This window comes from Enterococcus sp. DIV1316a (assembly GCF_050536915.1).
Lineage (GTDB): Bacteria > Bacillota > Bacilli > Lactobacillales > Enterococcaceae > Enterococcus > Enterococcus faecalis.
On record NZ_CP172913.1, the window covers coordinates 1,202,274 to 1,222,345 of the forward strand.

General features: G+C 35.9%; 18 protein-coding genes and 1 other annotated feature. Of the genes, 12 read left to right on the forward strand and 6 right to left on the reverse strand.

Translation table 11 applies throughout. The annotated features are described in order from the left end of the window. Positions 1-46 precede the first annotated feature (46 nt). From zapA to IGL56_RS05880, 8 genes are all read left to right on the forward strand, one after another. On the forward strand, positions 47-490 hold the full coding sequence (gene zapA / locus IGL56_RS05845) for a cell division protein ZapA (RefSeq protein WP_002357706.1): 444 nt from the start codon (positions 47-49) through the stop codon (positions 488-490). Positions 491-509: 19 nt separating this feature from the next. After that, entirely contained in the window at positions 510-1,058 is a 549-nt protein-coding gene (locus IGL56_RS05850; RefSeq protein ID WP_002357705.1) for a CvpA family protein, read from the forward strand. Positions 1,059-1,168: 110 nt separating this feature from the next. After that, positions 1,169-3,535 (forward strand): endonuclease MutS2, encoded by a 2,367-nt coding sequence (locus IGL56_RS05855; protein ID WP_002357704.1) that lies wholly within the window; start codon positions 1,169-1,171, stop codon positions 3,533-3,535. Between the two features lie 97 nt (positions 3,536-3,632). After that, a complete protein-coding gene (trxA, locus tag IGL56_RS05860) occupies positions 3,633-3,947 on the forward strand; it encodes a thioredoxin (RefSeq protein ID WP_002357703.1) in 315 nt (104 codons plus the stop codon). A 164-nt stretch (positions 3,948-4,111) separates the two neighbouring features. Continuing rightward, positions 4,112-5,908, forward strand: coding sequence for an excinuclease ABC subunit UvrC (gene uvrC / locus IGL56_RS05865; protein WP_002357701.1), 1,797 nt, complete (start codon positions 4,112-4,114; stop codon positions 5,906-5,908). Positions 5,909-6,059: 151 nt separating this feature from the next. Next, positions 6,060-6,317 carry a DUF3884 family protein gene (locus IGL56_RS05870; protein WP_002357700.1) on the forward strand — a complete coding sequence of 86 codons (258 nt, stop codon included), beginning with the start codon at positions 6,060-6,062 and terminating at the stop codon, positions 6,315-6,317. Positions 6,318-6,421: 104 nt separating this feature from the next. Next, on the forward strand, positions 6,422-7,321 hold the full coding sequence (locus IGL56_RS05875) for an ABC transporter ATP-binding protein (RefSeq protein WP_002357699.1): 900 nt from the start codon (positions 6,422-6,424) through the stop codon (positions 7,319-7,321). Then, positions 7,314-8,576, forward strand: a complete 1,263-nt coding sequence (locus IGL56_RS05880) for an ABC transporter permease (protein ID WP_002357698.1) — start codon at positions 7,314-7,316, stop codon at positions 8,574-8,576. Before IGL56_RS05875 ends, IGL56_RS05880 begins: the two co-directional genes overlap by 8 nt. A gap of 35 nt (positions 8,577-8,611) precedes the next feature. Here IGL56_RS05880 and IGL56_RS05885 read toward each other — a convergent pair whose 3' ends face one another. Continuing rightward, positions 8,612-9,610 (reverse strand): LacI family DNA-binding transcriptional regulator, encoded by a 999-nt coding sequence (locus tag IGL56_RS05885; RefSeq protein WP_002357697.1) that lies wholly within the window; start codon positions 9,608-9,610, stop codon positions 8,612-8,614. A gap of 141 nt (positions 9,611-9,751) precedes the next feature. On the opposite strand from IGL56_RS05885, the gene IGL56_RS05890 reads away from it, so the two are divergent. Next, positions 9,752-11,146 carry a 6-phospho-beta-glucosidase gene (locus IGL56_RS05890; protein ID WP_002357694.1) on the forward strand — a complete coding sequence of 465 codons (1,395 nt, stop codon included), beginning with the start codon at positions 9,752-9,754 and terminating at the stop codon, positions 11,144-11,146. Between the two features lie 25 nt (positions 11,147-11,171). On the opposite strand, the gene IGL56_RS05895 is transcribed toward IGL56_RS05890, so the two are convergent. Continuing rightward, entirely contained in the window at positions 11,172-11,678 is a 507-nt protein-coding gene (locus IGL56_RS05895) for a hypothetical protein (protein WP_002357693.1), read from the reverse strand. Positions 11,679-11,923: 245 nt separating this feature from the next. Here IGL56_RS05895 and abc-f point away from each other — a divergent pair, with 245 nt between their 5' ends. Next, entirely contained in the window at positions 11,924-13,390 is a 1,467-nt protein-coding gene (gene abc-f, locus IGL56_RS05900) for a ribosomal protection-like ABC-F family protein (RefSeq protein WP_025189101.1), read from the forward strand. Between the two features lie 40 nt (positions 13,391-13,430). Here abc-f and IGL56_RS05905 read toward each other — a convergent pair whose 3' ends face one another. Then, positions 13,431-14,717, reverse strand: a complete 1,287-nt coding sequence (locus IGL56_RS05905) for an NAD(P)/FAD-dependent oxidoreductase (protein ID WP_002365620.1) — start codon at positions 14,715-14,717, stop codon at positions 13,431-13,433. Positions 14,718-14,838: 121 nt separating this feature from the next. Beyond that, positions 14,839-15,897: a type I restriction endonuclease gene (locus IGL56_RS05910; protein WP_002357690.1), complete on the reverse strand. Its 1,059-nt coding sequence runs from the start codon at positions 15,895-15,897 to the stop codon at positions 14,839-14,841. Positions 15,898-16,136: 239 nt separating this feature from the next. On the opposite strand from IGL56_RS05910, the gene gdhA reads away from it, so the two are divergent. Together gdhA and IGL56_RS05920 are read left to right on the forward strand one after the other, a co-directional pair. Then, positions 16,137-17,483 (forward strand): NADP-specific glutamate dehydrogenase, encoded by a 1,347-nt coding sequence (gdhA, locus tag IGL56_RS05915; RefSeq protein WP_002357689.1) that lies wholly within the window; start codon positions 16,137-16,139, stop codon positions 17,481-17,483. Positions 17,484-17,664: 181 nt separating this feature from the next. Beyond that, complete coding sequence (locus IGL56_RS05920) at positions 17,665-19,014, forward strand: glucose-6-phosphate isomerase (RefSeq protein WP_002357685.1); 1,350 nt, start codon at positions 17,665-17,667, stop codon at positions 19,012-19,014. 65 nt (positions 19,015-19,079) lie between these two features. Here IGL56_RS05920 and IGL56_RS05925 read toward each other — a convergent pair whose 3' ends face one another. Together IGL56_RS05925 and nrdI are read right to left on the reverse strand one after the other, a co-directional pair. Next, complete coding sequence (locus tag IGL56_RS05925; protein WP_002357684.1) at positions 19,080-19,259, reverse strand: hypothetical protein; 180 nt, start codon at positions 19,257-19,259, stop codon at positions 19,080-19,082. 58 nt (positions 19,260-19,317) lie between these two features. Beyond that, on the reverse strand, positions 19,318-19,761 hold the full coding sequence (gene nrdI / locus IGL56_RS05930) for a class Ib ribonucleoside-diphosphate reductase assembly flavoprotein NrdI (protein WP_002385930.1): 444 nt from the start codon (positions 19,759-19,761) through the stop codon (positions 19,318-19,320). A gap of 208 nt (positions 19,762-19,969) precedes the next feature. After that, positions 19,970-20,017 (forward strand) — a sequence feature (sodium ion sensor (DUF1646 type); this cis-regulatory element may regulate processes involved in with the transportation of sodium ions). Positions 20,018-20,072 lie beyond the last annotated feature (55 nt).

The following is a 20,072-nucleotide window of genomic DNA, read 5'->3' on the forward strand; positions in this document are numbered from 1 at the left end:
GGTACAATAAGCAAGAATGGATTGATTTACAGGAGGGAACCTCAACATGGCATCAAATGAAAAAACACGATATAAAGCAATCATTGCAGACCATACGTATACAATTATTGGCCAAGAGTCAAAACAACATATGGATTTAGTCACAAAAATTGTCAACGAACAACTGGCGGAAATTAAACATCTTTCTCCGCAAACTGATACGGAACAAGCTTCTGTTTTATTAGCAATTAATGCAATTTCAGATCAACTAAAAAAACAAGAATATGCTTTAAAATTGGAAAAACAAGTAGCAGATTTAAAACAGAAAACCATTCGTTTGGCTGAATTAGAGAATCGTGTGCGCCGAATGGAAATTATCGAAGAAGAAGCACGGGATGTTTTGAAAAAGAATGGACAAGAAGATGTAGAAATTCATAATCATGTGGAAGCCCAACAAATTTTGAATGAAAATCGAAAACAGCAGATTCAAAATAAAGGTGTTTCGGAGTAGTTCCTGAAAGGATGACAAGATGTTAACAATACTTATTTTATTACTTTTAGCCTTTGGATTTTATACAGGAGCTAAACGAGGCTTGATTTTACAAGTGCTCTATTCAGTGGGTTACTTAATTTCATATTTTGTTGCTCGAACCTATTACAAAGAGGTCGCCTCTCATTTAGAATTGTATATTCCATATCCATCGGTTACGCCAACGTCAAAGCTTGTCTTTTTTAATCAAGAGATTTCTTTAGACTTGGACAAAGCCTTTTATTCAGCGGTTGCGTTTCTATTATTGCTGTTTGCAGGCTGGTTAGTCGTTCGTTTTTTAGCTATCTTTTTACATGGATTAACATTTATTCCAGTTTTGAAACAGGTAAATGGACTATTAGGTGGCGTATTAAGTGTTCTTGTGTTATACGTGGGTCTTTTTCTAGTGTTAGCTACGGCGTCAATGATTCCGTCAGATATTGTCCAAAATCAGTTTCGGTCAAGTGGCTTGGCACGAGGCATTGTAAAAAATACCCCAATTCTAACAAAACAAGCATATGAATTATGGGTTGAACCAATTACGAAATAAAGCTGAATGGGACTGAGATAGAGATAAGAAGTAAGTGAGCAAAGCGAAACTTCTTATGTTATGTCTCAGTCTTTTCAACAAATGAAAAAGTTTGAAAAGTAGGTGGAAAAATGAATCAGCGTATTCTATCAACATTAGGGTTTGATAAAGTAAAACAACAGTTGTTGCAATTTATTGTGACAGCTCAGGGGACAAACGAAGTTTCGGAATTATTACCGATTGCTGATGAAAATAAAATTCAATCATGGCTAAATGAAACACAGGATGGTTTAAAAGTTCAACGATTACGTGGTGGAATCCCCATTCCTAAATTAGAAAATATCCAACCACACATGAAACGGATTGAAATTGGTGCGGATTTAAATGGTGTAGAATTAGCACAAGTAGGTCGTGTCTTATCGACTACTTCAGAACTGACTCGTTTTTTTGATGAGTTAAGTGAAAATGAAGTGGATTTTGAACGTTTATATATGTGGCGAGAGCAACTAGAAGTTTTGCCTGAATTAAATCGCCAACTCAAACAAGCCATTGATGATGATGGCTACGTCACAGATGAAGCTTCGCCAGCCTTAAAGGCAATTCGGCAAAATATTCGACGTAGTGAGCAGACCATTCGAGAAGAACTAGATAGTATTATTCGTGGGAAAAACGCACGTTACCTTAGTGATGCCCTTGTTACTATGCGAAATGAACGCTACGTGATTCCAGTCAAACAAGAATATAAAAATATTTTTGGTGGCGTGGTTCACGACCAAAGTGCTTCAGGACAAACCTTATTTATTGAACCTAAACAAATTTTAGAAATGAATAATCGTTTGCGACAACAACAAATTGCCGAAAGAAATGAGATTACTCGCATCTTGGCAGAACTGTCGGCCGAGTTGGTCCCTTATCGCCGTGAAATTACGCATAATGCTTATGTCATCGGTAAACTTGATTTTATTAATGCTAAGGCGCGACTAGGAAAAGAACTAAAAGCAGTTGTTCCAGAAATTAGTCAAGCAAATCATGTAGTTTTTAAACAAGCCCGACACCCACTATTAAATCCAGAAAAAGCTGTAGCCAATGACATTGTGATTGGAGAAGAATATCAAGCAATTGTGATTACAGGGCCTAATACCGGCGGGAAAACCATTACTCTGAAAACGTTAGGTCTTTTACAATTAATGGGTCAAGCTGGATTACCTATTCCAGTTGAAGAAGAGAGTAAAATGGGTATTTTTACAGAAGTATTTGCGGATATCGGGGATGAACAATCGATTGAACAAAGTTTAAGTACTTTCTCTTCACATATGACGAATATCGTGTCTGTCTTAAAGAAAGTCGATCATCAAAGTTTAGTACTATTTGATGAATTAGGTGCTGGGACAGATCCGCAAGAAGGGGCCGCTTTAGCGATTGCCATTTTAGATTCATTGGGTGCTAAAGGAGCCTATGTGATGGCAACAACCCATTATCCTGAATTAAAAGTGTATGGCTATAATCGAGCTGGAACAATCAATGCCAGTATGGAATTTGATGTAGATACCTTGAGTCCAACCTATCGTTTATTAATTGGCGTGCCTGGCCGAAGTAATGCTTTTGAAATTTCGAAACGTCTTGGATTAGACAACAGTATTATTGAAGCTGCAAAACAAATAATGGACGGTGAAAGTCAAGATTTAAACGAAATGATTGAAGACCTGGAAAACCGTCGCAAAATGGCCGAAACTGAATATTTAGAAGCTCGCCACTATGTCGATGAATCGGCCGCTTTGCATAAAGAACTGAAAGAAGCCTATCAAGTATTTTTTGAAGAACGAGAAAAAGAATTACAAAAAGCGCGGAAAGAAGCGAATAAAATTATTGCAGAAGCGGAAGAAAATGCGGAAACCATTATTTCTGATATTCGCAAAATGCAATTGGAAAGTGGCCAACAAGGTGGTGTCAAAGAACATCAGTTAATTGATGCGAAAACACAACTTTCTCAATTACACCATGAAGAAACCAAGCTTGCTAAAAACAAAGTGTTGAAGAAGGCCAAAGAACAGAAAAAATTAAAAGCTGGCGATGAAGTAATTGTCAATACTTACGGCCAACGAGGGACATTATTAAAAGGCAACGGCAAAGGACAATGGCAAGTCCAATTGGGCATTTTAAAAATGAACGTCTCTGAAGAGGATATGACGCCTGTCGCTCCACAAAAAGAAGCAAAACCAAGAGTTACAACGGTTCGTTCTGCAGAAAGCAGTCATGTTGGCACACAACTAGACTTACGTGGCAAACGCTACGAAGAAGCATTGGCAGAAGTTGACCAATACATTGATGCTGCGATTCTAGCGGGCTATCCACAAGTAACCATTGTTCACGGCAAAGGAACAGGTGCATTAAGAACCGGAATAACGGAATTTTTAAAAAATCACCGCAGTGTGAAAAGCTATGAATTTGCGCCACAAAACCAAGGTGGTAATGGTGCGACTGTCGTAAAATTCCAATAAATAAGGACTTACAATAAGTAAGCAGAACACTCGCTATCTTAGAGATGACGTGTTATACTAAGCATGTAATAAGAGTAAAGAGTAGGAGGTTTGTGAAATGACACAAGCAATTACCGATAAAGATTTTGCAACAGAAACAGATGAAGGATTAGTCTTAATCGACTTTTGGGCAACTTGGTGTGGCCCTTGTCGTATGCAAGCACCCATCTTAGAACAATTATCTGAAGAATATGATGAAGACGAAGTGAAAATCGTCAAAATGGATGTGGATGAAAATCCTGCAACACCAGCAAGTTTTGGAATCATGAGCATCCCAACATTGCTATTGAAAAAAGATGGCGAAGTTGTTGAAAAAGCAGTCGGTGTTCATACAAAAGACCAATTGCAAGCAATGATTGCCAAACACTTATAAACGTTGATTAGTCATTACGAATAGTCTGATTCAGTCTGAAGAGAAATCATTAGCGATTGTCTTTTCAGGCTGTTTCTTTCGTACATAAAGTAGCGGCTTTTTTTGTTTAATTACAAAAAGAGGTGTATAATAGACGAAGCATTTTGTTAGAAAGGAAGTATCGTATGAACGAACGAATAAAAAATAAATTAGCACTGCTTCCTGATCAACCTGGTTGTTATTTAATGAAAGATAAAAACGGCACGATTATCTATGTTGGGAAAGCCAAAATTTTGAAAAACCGTGTCCGGTCTTATTTTCGTGGTAGCCATGATACTAAGACAGAACGATTAGTCAGTGAAATCGATGATTTTGAATATATTGTGACAGAATCGAATATTGAAGCACTTTTATTAGAAATTAATTTAATCCATAAAAATAATCCCAAATATAACATCATGTTAAAAGACGATAAAACCTATCCTTTTATCAAAATCACAAACGAAAAATATCCTCGTTTAATGATTACTCGAAAGGTTTTAAAAGACAAAGCGTTATATTTTGGCCCATATCCAGATGTAAATGCAGCGAATGAAACAAAGAAACTGTTAGATCGGCTTTTTCCTTTGCGAAAATGTAATCCGTCGCAAAAAACACCTTGTTTGTATTATCATTTAGGACAATGTCTGTGTCCCTATGCTTTTGATGTGGATCCGCAAGTCTACAAAGATATGGTGGAAGAGATTAAAGGGTTTCTCTCTGGTGGACATACAGAAATTCAGGACCGCTTACAAGAAAAAATGGCTTATGCAGCTGCACATATGGAATTTGAAAAAGCTGCAGAATTTCGCGATCAAATTAAAGCGATTGAAACAGTTATGACCCGCCAAAAAATGACGAATGTAGATTTAATTGATCGTGATGTGTTTGGTTATGCTGTTGATAAAGGCTGGATGTGTGTCCAAGTATTCTTTGTCAGACAAGGAAAATTAATCGAACGTGATGTATCGATTTTTCCATTTTATGATGATGCCAGTGAAGCATTTTTAACTTTTATTGGACAATTTTATCAAGAGAATGAGCATTTTGTGCCAAAAGAAGTCTTGATTCCTGATGACATTGATAAAGAAAGCGTCGAAGCTTTATTAGCTACGAAAGTCTTGCAGCCGCAACGGGGAGAAAAGAAAAAACTGGTTAAATTAGCCAGTAAAAATGCTGCAGTTGCTTTAAATGAAAAATTCGATTTGATTGTACGGAAACAAGAACGAACAATTGGCGCAGTTGAAAAATTAGGCAATGCGATGAACATACCTGCGCCCATTCGAATTGAAGCATTTGATAATTCAAATATTATGGGAACAAACCCTGTTTCTGCGATGGTTGTGTTTATTGACGGACGACCAGCTAAAAATGAGTATCGAAAATATAAAATAAAAACTGTGCAAGGTCCTGATGATTACGCTTCTATGAGAGAAGTCATTTATCGCAGATATTCACGAGTTTTAAAAGAAGGCTTGCCTTTTCCTGATTTAATTTTAATCGATGGTGGTAAAGGTCAAGTCGATGTTGCCAAAGATGTGTTAGCCAATCAACTAGGAGTCGATATTCCTGTAGCTGGATTAGCCAAGAACGACAAGCACAAAACGAGTGAACTTTTATTTGGTCCAAACTTAGAAGTTGTACCATTGGAAAGAAACTCACAAGAATTTTTCTTGTTGCAACGAATCCAAGATGAAGTCCATCGTTTCGCCATCACATTCCATCGTCAATTACGTAGTAAAAATAGTTTTGCTTCCAAATTAGATAACATTGAAGGCTTGGGACCGAAACGCAAAAAAAATCTTTTAAAAGAATTTAAATCGCTTAAAAATATTACGGCAGCCAGTGTTGAAGAATTAAGAAAAGCTGGGTTACCTGAAACTGTCGCGAAGAATGTGTATCGTCATTTGCACCAAGAAACAACCTCTGAGATAGAAAAATAAATGAAAATGAACCAGACCAATTAGGTGCTTTTCCTAATTTGTCTGGTTTTTTTATTCAATTTTTTCATGAAAAGTTGAACTCTCAAGAAAATATGATAACGATTTCTTTCGTGATATACTAATACTAACTTAAAAGAGAGGACGTCTGATCATGAAAATACTAACGCCCGTTTATCAAATAAAATTTAAAAAAGTACCAAATCAATTACTGATTGATGAGCGTTTAATGAATGAATTGGGTACGTGGTTGAATCGTACAGGTCGAATTTGGGCCTGCCAATCATCAAAATCGGCAAAGGAATTTAAAAATAAATTTTATGAAAGCACAGGCTTGACCGCAAATGAAGTGCATATTTCTGCCGAGACGGATGGCCTTTTTCGCTTAGCAGAAAATAAAGAGTCTGATTAAAGTGCAGCATCTTTCCATAACAATTGTCATTGACAAGCCAACACAGTAAAGATACGATATGAGTAACTAAACAGCGGTTTAGAAAAAGTGAAGGGGGCGTTTATGTGTTAGAGGTAAAAGAGTTAGTCAAAACCTTTGGGGATTTTAAAGCAGTTGATCATGTATCCTTTACGATACCGGACGGGAAAATTTTAGGATTAATTGGCCAAAATGGTGCCGGGAAAACAACTACATTTCGCTTGATTTTAAATTTTTTAACACAAGATAGCGGGTCGGTTTTATGGAATGGTCAACCATTAAACGAAAAAGAATACAATATTATTGGTTATTTACCAGAAGAACGGGGTTTATATCCTAAAATTACGATTGAAGACCAACTAATTTATTTCGCTTCATTGCGGGGAAAAACTAAAAAAGAAATTGAACCTAAAATTGACTTTTGGATGGAAAAATTTCAAGTTAAAGGCAAAAAAACAGATAAAGTTAAATCTTTATCAAAAGGAAATCAACAAAAAGTTCAATTGATTGCGACACTTATTCATGAACCGAAGTTAATTATTTTAGACGAACCATTCAGTGGCTTGGATCCAGTTAATGCAGAATTATTAAAAGACGGCATTATTGAATTGAAAAATCAAGGTTCTTGTGTCATTTTTTCCAGTCATAATATGGACAATGTGGAGAAAATCTGTGACCATTTAGTCATGTTAAAAAATGGACGCATGGTTTTAGATGGTCAGGTTCATGAAATTCGACAACAATTTGGTCGAACAAAATTATTTTTAGAATCACCGTTATCTGTTGAGGAAGTTGCTGCTACAGCAGGTGTGAAAGAAGCACACTTACGACAAGATGGCGTCTTAGAAGCGACATTAGAAAACGCTGAAGTGGGCAAAGTGTTGTTTGATAAAGCGACAGCCAACGGCTACATTCCAATGTTTAATCAACAACCACCAACATTGGAAGAAATTTTCAAAATGAAAGTAGGTGGGCAAGATGAGTAAATTTTGGATTATTGCGACTGATGTCTATAAGAAAAATGTGAAGTCGCTGTCTTTCTTAATCATGATTTTAGCGCCATTTCTTCTTGTAGGAATTGTTTACTTAGCGGGCTCTCTAGCTAGCGGTTTTTCAGGAGATACTACCATTGGTCTGGTTTCGGAAAATCAAGCGCTCGTTAAAGAGTTGACAAAGAATAAAACAGAGGACTTTTCTTTCAAAGCTGTTTCTTCTGAGAAAAAGGCCCAAGAACAATTAAAAGACGAGAAAATTGATGCTTATTTACTTTTGGACACTACAGATAATCAGATTTCTGGTCAGCTTTACTCTGAACGCTCTTTAGGAAATGCAACCGAGATGCTAATTCCTCAAATGTTAAACCAATTACAAACAATGGCGAATGCCAATCGTTTAAACCTAACAGCTGAGCAAGTTGCCATGTTGAATCAACAAGCAACATTTAAAAAAGCCAAAATTAGTTTTGATGAAAATGGCAAAATAAAAACAGGAGAAGATAACACAGGGATTCAAATGGCGTTAGCAATGGGGATAACAATTTTGTTATTTGTCTTCATCAGCAGTTATTCTTCAATTATTGCCCAAGAGATTGCTTCTGAAAAAGGCACTAGAATCATGGAAGTTATTCTCTCTAGTACAAAAGCGCAAACCCATTTTTATGGCAAATTAACTGGGGTTATTCTAGTAGCTTTAACACAAATTTTCATTTACGGAGTGGCGTTTGTTCTCGGCTATTCTCAATTGAAAAATCTTGATTTTATGAAAAGTCTATTAAGTGGTATTTCACCACAAAGTATTTTTTCATCAACCTTTATTTTTACATTAGGCTTTTTCATTATTGGTATTCTCGTTTTTGCTGTTTTGGCAGCACTTTGTGGTTCTCTTGTTTCCAAACCAGAGGATACAGCAAAAGCAGTTCAGCCCATCATGTATATTGGTTTAATCGGTTATATGATTGGCATTACGTTTGGGACGAATGATCCGCAAAATATCGTGGTGAAAGTGACTTCCTTTATTCCGCTGATTTCGTCATACATTATGCCAGTACGCTTGGCGACCGAAACGGCATCAACAATGGAAGCAATTGTCTCATTAGTGATTTTGGCAGTTTTTGGAATTATTTTAACAATCTTCTCTGCTCGTTTATATAAATCAAACGTTCTTGTATACAGCGAAGGCGGCATGATTCAATCCTTAAAACAGTCAATTTCTATTTTAAAAAATGAACAAAAGCATAAATAATTTTTGTTTAACTCTAAAAGGACCCGGTAAATCAGTCAAAGTGACTGATCTGCCGGGTCTTTTTTAGGCACCGTTCGTCGTTCAACTAGACGAACGGTTAATTTTTTTTCAGGAATCTTCGTCTGATTTAATTGGTTGTATAGGTAAATAAATGAGTTTTCGGCTTGATACTGAATGGCATAATCAACAGTCGTAATATGCATCAACTCACTGACATAACTATTATCAAAGCCAATGACAGCGACATCGCGAGGAACGGCATAATTTAGATTTTCAAGTTCTGAAATAAACTCAGCTGCTACGTGATCATTATAAAAGGCCAAAGCTTCTGGCTTGTCGGTTAATTGTTGCCAGTAATGGGCAATTTTGCGACCAGAATGGTTAGTATACTGATCATTAATCAGCCACTCAGCTTGCCAAGGTGCCTGAGTGTTTTCATAAAAATCTTTCATTGCACGTTTTCGTGCGTGCGTGTTTAAATTTTCGGGATTACCGAGGACATGACCAATTTTTTGGTATCCTTGTTGTTGTAAATATTCTAAGGAACGATAATAACCAGAGTAATGATCAATGTAGGAAGAGTATATATTAGGTGAATCGATACGATGCCAGGTTGCTAAAGGGCCATACGCGCTGTAAGGCTCAATCACCGACCATTCATTTGTTCGTGTCAATAAAAACAAGCCATCTAATTGTTTGTATTTTAATTGGTTCAAGGCATCAATTTCTTTCTGCTGATCGCCATCTGTAAAAAATAAGGTTACGGAATAATTGTATTTTTTGGCAATTGAAATAAAGCGATTCAAGAAAATACCTAAGGAACCTAAATAGCTAGGGGCTAAAAAGCCAATGGTTTTTGTGGCACCTGCTCGTAAATTCCGCGCCACATAATTCGGGGTATAATTTAATTCTTTCATTGCTTTGAGAATTTTTTCTTGACTATCGGCACTCACATATCCTTTTCCAGAAATTAAGCGAGAAACAGTCGATTTCGAGACACCGGCAACTTTTGCTACATCAATGATAGACGTCATTTTTTACCTCCAAAGTGGAATGTATTCTTATAAGAAGTATAGCATACATTTTTTTGAAAATAGTGCTTGACATGGGAACATTCCCATAATTTATCCTAAAGATGTAAACGATAACAATTTAATCAAGGAGGAAGAAGACGGATGACAAGAGGAGCATTAAAAATTGCAACAATTGGTGGCGGTTCTAGTTATACACCTGAATTAATTGAAGGATACATTAAAAGAAAAGATGAACTGCCAATTAAGGAAATTTGGTTAGTCGATATTGAAGCTGGTAAAGAAAAATTGGAAATCGTTGGTGCAATGGCGAAGCGCATGATTAAAGCTGCTGGTTTAGATTGGGAAGTTCATTTAACATTGGATCGTGAAGCAGCCTTAAAAGGGGCGGATTTTGTTTCAACACAGTTTCGTGTAGGATTATTAGATGCTCGCATTAAAGATGAACGGATTCCTTTGTCCCATGGGGTATTAGGCCAAGAAACAAATGGCGCGGGAGGAATGTTTAAAGCATTTCGAACAATTCCTGTCATTTTAGCTATTATTGACGATATGAAACGCCTTTGCCCAGATGCTTGGTTAGTGAATTTTACTAATCCAGCTGGAATGGTTACGGAAGCTGCAATTAAACATGGTGGTTGGAAAAAAACAGTTGGCTTATGTAATGTGCCGATTGGTCATAGAAAACAAGCGGCCGAAATGCTGGGAATTCCAGAAGAAGACTTATTCTTTAAATTTGCTGGAATTAATCATTTCCATTGGCACCGCGTTTGGGACAAAGAAGGACAAGAGCGAACACAAGAACTCATTGATTTAATTTACGGACCTAAGCAAGAGCAAGAAAGTCATTTGAAAAATATTTTTGATGCGCCGTTCCATTATGAACAGTTAAAAGATTTAGGAATGTTACCATGTGGTTATCATCGCTATTATTATATTGAAGATGAGATGTTGAAGCATTCCATCGAAGAGTATGAACGGGGCGAAACAAGAGCACAAGTGGTTAAAGAAACGGAAGGTCGTCTGTTTGAATTGTATAAAGATCCCAAACTAGATTACAAACCAAAAGAATTAGAAGAACGGGGCGGCACACACTATAGCGATGCAGCTTGTGAAATGATTGCATCAATTTATAATGATAAACGAACGGATATGGTTGTTTCTACTGAAAATAATGGGACAATTACTGATTTACCGTATGATTGTGTTGTAGAAGTATCTGGACCTGTGACAGCTCATGGCCATGAACCTTACAACTGGGGGGCCTTTCCGCCAGCAGCACGAGGAATTATTCAAAATATGAAAGCTATGGAAGAAACGGTTATTCGAGCAGCCATCAATGGTGATTACGGCGCAGCATTGCATGCTTTCACTATTAATCCATTAGTTCCTGGCGGCGTCATGGCGAAGACCTTGTTGGACGAATTATTAATTGCCCACAAAGCGCATTTACCGAATTTTGCAGATGCGATTAATAAAATTGAAGAAACACAACCAGAAACAGTCACATATGTGGCCGAATTAATGAAAAGTAATTAAAAAATATCGCACGCTAAAGATTCGTTTAGTGTGCGATACTTTTTTTAGAATAGGAAGCAAAGGATTCCGTTTTTTTCTTGACAGTAAAATGATAGGTTTGTTGCCGGAACAGCCACTGAATACCAGAGTAAATTAAAATTTCAGCAATAATAAACGTCGAAAGTTTCTGTGCGGAAAGGAATAATAGCGTTAAAATTAAAAATAAGACGACACAGGTATAAAAAACATGTTGCAATTTTTTAGAATTGATAATCGTGATTTCTTTGGTATCTTCAGTAACTTCAATGCGCCGATAAAATTGGAACCAGCCTTCATAGAACGTTAAAACATCTCCAGGATCAGCCTCAATTTCAATAGGTACATTAGTAAAAAGTTTCCCTTGATGCACACCATTTTTATAAAATGTAAAATAGCGTAACGCGCCCCAAGCTGATGTTTTTCGTGTCAATGTAATCTTCATGGTTTTCACCTCCGTCTTTATTTTGCCATAGTTTCGGTAAAATTGTATCCTACTAAAGTCCGATTCTCTCATTTTAGGGTCAGAATTGACAAAAGAAAGCAGAGGTGTTAATGTGGGAGTAATTAAACGAGGAGGTATAATTGTATGTTGGCATCTATCAGAATTTGGATTGACTTTTTGACAAAATAAATTGAATAAATCTTATCAAAAAGTCTGAAATTAAAATTCATGGGTGGCGTGTGTACTTTTATACGAAACTACAAGGATAGCGATTAGGCTGTCCTTTTTTGCGTACCCAAGATTCTTTCGTTTCAGAAATGAAAGAAGAGGGCAAAATGAAAAAATTTAGTATTCATCTGAAAGACGTAAGTATTCACTTTTCGGGAAAACCAATTCTAGAAATTGATGAATTATTTGTATATGAAAATGAAAAAATTGGGATTATTGGTAAAAACGGCGCAGGAAAATCAACACTGCTCAATTTAATTATGGGTAAGATTCAATCAGATAAAGGAAAAGTTCAAAGATTGAACGACTTTCATTACTTGGCACAAGTAGCTGAAGAAATAACGAATGAATCAGAGAAAACTGACAAAAATTGTTTGCTAAATCAGAAAAATCAAAAACTAAGTGGTGGCGAAAAAGTCCAAAAACGCTTAGCAACATTATTTTCAGAGTATCCAACCGGGGTTATTTTAGATGAACCAACCACACATTTAGATAAAGAACATCGTCAGTTGTTAGTGGCAGATTTAACGTATTATTATGGGACCGTTTTGTTTGTTAGTCATGATCGCTTTTTCTTGAATCAATTAGCAGAGAAAATTTGGGAAGTTTCGGATGGACATGTCAAAGAATATTTAGGGAACTACGATGCGTATTGTCGTCAAAAAGAATTGGAACAGCAAACACAATATAATGTCTATCATCAGTATCAAAAGGAAAAGAAAAAATTACAGGAATCTTACGCAAAGAAACAAGCACAAGCGCAAAAATCTAGTCATGTTTCAAAAAAACAAAAACAAAAGCAAATTAAACCTAGTCGTTTAGCTGGTTCTAAACAAAAAGATACCGTACAAAAAGCACTCCAAAAACAAGCGAAAGCGATTAATGCCAGAATTGACAGATTACCCGATGTTGCGCAAGCAAAACAAGAGCGAAAAATTATTTTTCCTACTAATAATCAGTTCTCTTTATACAATCCATATCCAATTAGAATTGAAAATTTAACTTTCGCTTATGAGAATCGAACAATTCTTAACCAAGTGAACGTTCAAATTCCTTTAAACGAAAAAATAGCACTTTGTGGAAAAAATGGTGCTGGGAAGAGTACCTTCCTTCAACAAATTGAAGCCCGTCACCCGGCCATTTACTTTTCTCCCAAAGTCCGGTTAGGAACGTATCATCAATTAGATTATCGATTAAAAAATGATGAACCACTGTTGACTTATTTATTGAAGCGGACAAATTATTCTGAAAAGATTGTGCGTTCACTTTTATATCGACTAGGTTTTCAACAAGAAAATTTACAGACAAAGATATCTTCTCTAAGTGGTGGCGAAGCCATAAAAATTACTTTGGCGCAATTATTTATAGAACCAAATAATATCATCTTATTGGATGAACCCACCAATTTTCTTGATTTAGACACAATCCAAGCACTTGAAGAATTTATAAGTGCCTATCAAGGAACAGTAATTTTCACTTCGCATGATGAAACGTTTGTGGAAAAAGTAGCCACCCGCACTATTTATTTAGAAAACGGGAAAATTATTGATAAATAAAAAAAGTAAACAAAAAGTCGCTATTTTAGCGACTTTTTGTTTAGACTTCTTCAATTGGTAAATAGGTGTATTCTGCAATTTCTGCGGCATGGGAGCCAGCAACATGTCCAGTGACAAATGCAGCTGTAACATTGTAGCCTCCAGTATAGCCATTAATATCTAAAAGTTCACCAGCAAAAAATAAACCATTGACTAATTTGCTCTCCATTGTTTTAGGGGTCACTTCTTTGAGGGAAATCCCACCGCCTGTGACAAAAGATTTTTCCAAAGGCAATGTTTTCGTAACAGTGAACTGAAAGTCTTTCAGTAGTTCCACAAAGGAAAGACGTTGCTTTTCTGTTAGTTGTTTGGCAGGCACTTCTTCAATTGCTAGTTTCTCTAGATAAAAAGTAAGCAGCCGTTCTGGTATTAAAGAATGAAAGGCATTTTTTGCCACTTTATTTGGCTGTTCCTTAATCATGTAATCAACGTTTTTCAGCACTTCTTCAAAAGATTTTGTCGGAAACACATCCAAGGCTACCGTGACAGGTTGATTACCGTTGCGAGTTAATTCTTGGTTAATAAAACTAGAACAGCGGAGCGCGGCAGGTCCTGAAATGCCAAAATGTGTAAACAGCATATCCATTTGATGATTAACTAAAGGTTTTCCTTTTTGGTTCAAAACAGTTAAATTAACATCTTGTAAAGAGAGACCTTGCAACGTTTTATCCAGGATAAAAGGTTCTTCAGAAATAATAGGTGATTCGGTAGGGTAGAGCGGGCTGATGGTATGCCCCATTTTTTTGGCTAGTTTATAGCCATCACCAGTTGCTCCTGTGGAAGGATAAGTGCGGCCGCCAGTTGTTAATACAACACACGGTGCATAAATTTTTTCCAGTTCGGTTTCAACGCCAATTATTTGATCGTCTTTTCGTAGTAATTTTGTGACCTGTGTTTTTGTAAAAACAGTGACTCCTAATTCGTTAATGCGGTTAAATAGCGCATCAACAATTGACTTCGATTTATCTGTAACAGGGAACATGCGTCCGTGATCTTCTTCTTTTAAGTGAATACCATTGGATTCAAAAAAGTTCATGATATCATAGTTATCAAATTGTGAAAATGCGCTGTACAAAAATTTTCCATTCCCAGGAATAAATGAAATGATTTCTTCTGCGGGCCGATTATTGGTTACATTACAGCGACCGCCACCAGTCATTAATAATTTTTTCCCAACACGGCGATTTTTTTCAATCAATAATACTTGAGCACCAGCTTCTGCGGCCGCAATCGTGGCCATCATACCACTCGTCCCAGCACCGACAATAATTACATCAAATTTCTTCATAGTTCTCCTCCAATTCAATAGGTAGTGTACCATAATTACGGGATTTTTTCTGGATTTAAGGAAAAAATAAATAAAACTAAGGAACCAGCTAATTGAAAATTTACTAACTGGCTCCTTAGTTTTATAAGAACTCGTTTACAATTTTTATTATTTTTTCTGAATGATTAGACACATCTAATGGTGATTCGATTGAAATTAATTCTTTTAATCCGTTGTTTAGTTCTATTTTCATACCATTATTATTCATGTAAAATCTTAAAATCCATTTTCTGATATTATTATCTAGGAGTACATTAAAGTAACTTTTATTATCTCGGTAAAATATCCTATCCAACACTACTGTATCTTTTAAAATGAGTTTAGAAATTGTGTAAACTTCTAATTCTTCAGGAGTAGTAACTATATTATTCTCGATTTCATCTTCAGGCTGTTCAGACAAATCATCTTCTTTGTCCGAAACAGAAGTATTTAATGCAGCACTTAACTTTTCATTTACTTTTTCATTGATAAATTGATTTATTCCTTTTTTTATTATAGGTGTAAACTTATCTAATGTTTGTTTAGTTTTTACTCCGCCATAAATTTCTCCAACAAAATATTTTACAAAATCTTCTGAAGGGTCTAAAAGCTGATCTGATAAGAAAGCTTTAAATTTATTTAAATATTTCAATTCAGAAGCGCTACTTGTAATTTTATCAATATCAAATGTGTCTTTATGGAATTTAGCAATTTCTGGTATTTGTGTATCCTTCAAATTAGTTATATCAATAGTTAAAAATGGAGAGACGTCCATTTTGTTGGGTTCTTCCAAATCGGTAAAAAATTTATATTCTTTACCATTTGTTAATATTCCAAATTTTGATGTCGTAGTCCCAAAATATCTAAATAATTGAGAATCATGTTTTGTTAATTGTTCGTTGACAGATTTTGCTTCAATTAACATAGTAGGAATACTATCAATTACTATCGCATAATCTACTTTTTCCCCTTTCTTAATCCCTACATCAGCAGTAAATTCTGGAACGAATTCCAAAGGATTAAAAATGTCATAACCCAGTATTTGAAAGAAGGGCATAATTAAAGAAGTTTTGGTTGCTTCTTCGGTAGCAATATTTTCCTTTAATTTTGTTACTCTTTTACCTAACGATTTTAAATCATCTTTAAATTTTTCCATTTCCATAAATATTCCTCTTTTCTTTAAATACATCTTGATGTATAAGAGTGTATTTAATGCAAAATATCAACAAATTTTTATCTTTGCTTACTAATTTTATATTACATACTTTACAAAAATATGTCAACGCTTTCATTAGCGCAATAAAAATGCAAAAAAGAAATAAATAAAAAAATAAACGTTTGACTATGGTAATTTTTGAATTTTCAGTTAAAATAAACCTATAACAATGAGAGGATGATTAAATGGACGCAAAACAATATGTTAAAAATATTCAAGAAAAGATTCACCAATTAGACCAAGGTCAAACAGAATATTTACAAGCAGTCGATGAGTTTTTACCAACCGTAGAAGGTTTTTTAGAAAAAAATCCTCAATACATTGAAGCAAATGTTTTAGGTGTCTTGATTGAACCTGAACGTATTTTTCAATTTCGTGTGCCGTGGCAAGATGACCAGGGCAATTGGCATGTGAACAGAGGCTATCGTGTCCAATATAATTCAGCGATTGGGCCATACAAAGGTGGTTTGCGGTTTCATCCAAGTGTGAATTTAAGTGTGATGAAGTTTTTGGCCTTTGAACAAATTTTTAAAAATAGTTTAACTGGTTTGCCAATCGGTGGCGGCAAAGGCGGTAGTGATTTTGATCCAAAAGGTAAGTCAAATGCTGAAGTGATGCGCTTTTGTCAAAGTTTCATGACCGAACTTCAAAAACATATTGGTCCAAGTACAGATGTTCCAGCAGGCGATATTGGCGTAGGCGCTCGTGAAATTGGTTATTTGTTTGGCATGTATAAACGCTTGCGCAACTATGATGCAGGAGTGTTGACTGGAAAACCTTTAGGATACTGGGGAAGCCAAGCAAGAACAGAAGCGACGGGTTATGGAACGGTTTATTTTGTTAAACATTTATTAGCAGATAAAAACGATACGTTTGAAGGCAAAAAAGTCGCTGTTTCTGGTAGCGGGAATGTCGCAATTTATGCCATGGAAAAAGCAACTGAGCTAGGCGCCACAGTAATCACATGTTCCGATTCGTCTGGTTTTGTTTATGATCCAGAAGGAATTGATGTGGCGTTAGTAAAAGAACTAAAAGAAAAAAATCGTGAACGCATTTCAAAATATGTTGAAACACGTAAAGGCGCAACTTATTATGATAAAGAATCTGTTTGGGATTTCGAAACAGCGTATGACATTGCGTTACCATGTGCAACACAAAATGAAATCAACGAAAAGCAAGCCGCTATTTTAGTGAAAAACGGAGTGAAAGTCGTGGCAGAAGGCGCAAATATGCCTTGTACACTAGAAGCAGTCGCCGTTTTTGCTAAATCAGCTGTAATTTATTGTCCAGGCAAAGCCGCTAATGCTGGTGGTGTTGCGGTTTCTGCATTAGAGATGAGCCAAAATGCTGAACGTTTAGCTTGGTCCTTTGAAAAAGTTGACGGTATGCTAGATCAAATTATGCAAAACATTTATGAGACTTGTCGTGATACAGCTAACGAATATCAGGCACGAGATAACTTTGTTTTAGGTGCGAATATTGCTGGCTTTGAAAAAGTAGCGGCAGCGATGCTAAGTCAAGGACTCGTTTAATAACAAAAAATGCTAGGATTTCCTAGCATTTTTTCTTGGTTTGTTTGATTAAGAGAATAAATATCTCTAATTAAATAGTTAAAATTAAACAATTGGTCTATCCAAAAGAATTTGCTTGAAAAAATGTCTAAAAACACGTAAAGTATACATGTAGTAAGTTTACTTTCGAGGAGGAAAAGGAATGTCACACATTCAATTAGATTATTCCAAATTAGCACCATTTGTTGCTGACCATGAATTGGAATACATGCAAACACAAGTCACTGCAGTGGACAAAGCATTACGTGAAGGTACAGGAGCTGGTAATGATTTTACTGGCTGGATTGATTTACCAGAAAACTATGACAAAGAAGAATTCGCGCGCATTAAAAAAGCAGCAGCAAAAATTCAATCTGACTCTGAGGTATTAGTAGTCATTGGTATCGGTGGTTCATATTTAGGTGCCCGTGCAGCAATTGAATTTTTGACACATTCATTTAATAATCTATTATCAAAAGAAGAACGGAAAGCGCCACAAATCTTCTTTGCTGGAAATAGCATCAGCTCAACTTATTTAGCTGATTTAATCAATGTGATTGGTGATCGTGATTTTTCTGTCAACGTTATTTCAAAATCTGGAACTACGACAGAACCAGCGATTGCTTTCCGCGTCTTTAAAGAGTTATTAATTAATAAATATGGCAAAGAAGAAGCCAATAAACGTATTTATGCGACAACTGACCGTGCTAAAGGAGCAGTAAAAGTTGAAGCCGATGCGGAAGGTTGGGAAACATTTGTGATTCCTGATGATGTGGGCGGCCGTTTCACTGTTTTAACGCCAGTAGGTCTTTTACCAATCGCTGTTAGCGGTGCGGATATTGATCGTTTAATGGAAGGTGCAAATGATGCCCGTAAAGAATACGGCGCAACGAGCGACTTAAAAGAAAACCAAGCCTATCAATATGCTGCGTTACGTAACATTTTATATCGTAAAGGTAAAACAACTGAAATGTTAATTAACTATGAGCCTGGTATGCACTATTTCTCTGAATGGTGGAAACAATTATACGGTGAATCAGAAGGAAAAGATGGCAAAGGTATTTTCCCAGCAGCCGCAGACTTTTCAACTGACTTACATTCCATGGGTCAATATGTTCAAGAAGGTATGCGTAACTTATTTGAAACAGTGGTTAAAATTGAAAATCCACGCCATAGCATTTCAATTCCAGAACAAAATGAAGATCTAGATGGCCTAGGCTATTTACAAGGAAAAGAAATTGACTTCGTCAATACAAAAGCGTTCGAAGGTACGTTGCTTGCTCACACAGATGGTGGTGTGCCAAACATGATCGTTAAAGTGCCAACAATGGATGCTTATTCATTAGGTTATGTTATGTACTTCTTCGAAATTGCGGTGGGCATCTCAGGTTACTTAAATGGGGTTAATCCATTTGACCAACCAGGTGTTGAAGCTTACAAACGCAACATGTTCGCTTTATTAGGTAAACCAGGTTTTGAAGAATTAGCAAAAGATTTAAATGCACGCCTATAATTTGTAAATAACAGAAGAAAAGAGCCAGAAACGTAAGTGTTTCTGGCTCTTTTCTTCTGTTTAAATTATTTTTCCAATGGTTCGTTCCATTTTTTAGGACTCCAAATAGTTCCTTCCAATGCAACTTGAAGACTTTCATTATCATCTTCTAATTGTTCAATATATTTGATGGTTTCCTCGATAATAAAAGAATTGGGCTCTTCGCTGATTGACTGAAGTTGTTCTGCTAACCATGTATTTCTCATTTTTCTTCACCTCAAAATGTAGTCTATCATAGGTGAGCTTTTTAGTAATGAAACTTGCTTATTGGTTTTTCTTTAAAATAGCATAAATTCGTTCAATATCCGCTTGGGTGCCTCTTAATTCATAGTCAGCTAAGAAGGGAAAGTTAAATTGTTCCGCATACTGTTTAGCTGTCAGGCAGTATTGGTGGTTAAAGTTTTTATTGCCGCTGCCCACCACGCCAGAGCAATAACGATAATTATTTTCAAAAGCAAGATATTCTCGCATGACTTCTGTTAAAATTTCGGTATTGCCGTTGTTGATGCCATCGCCACCATCTAAATAGGTAGGCACAAAGGTAAAAAATGGTTCTGTTTCTACTTCTAACGGAGAATTTTCCGAAATTTCTTTGAAAGTAATCGTAGGATTTTTTTCGTTGTGCTGATGTTGCTCTTCAGCATAAGTTGTTAAACGTTGAACAAATGAGCGTGTATTACCAGAGATTGAAATATATCGTATATTCATCAGACATCCCTCCAAATAAATTTAATTGTTTACGTAAGTATAGCACATCTATGTGAAAAAAATTCAAGATCAATAATTATAAAGCGAAAAAAATAATGCCTTTTTATTACCTATTATAAAAGTGAAAATTTGTTATTTTAATTCATTTGGGTAAGTATTGAATTTTGCGAAAAACTTTGCTAAGATGGTAGAGTATTGAATAAAGAATGGTTGGGCGAAAGCTTCAAGGATTCAGTTCTTCAAGGGGTGAGAAGAACAATTTTTGAGTTTGCGCCTTTTTGCATACCTAAAACAAAAGGGCTGAGCGTATC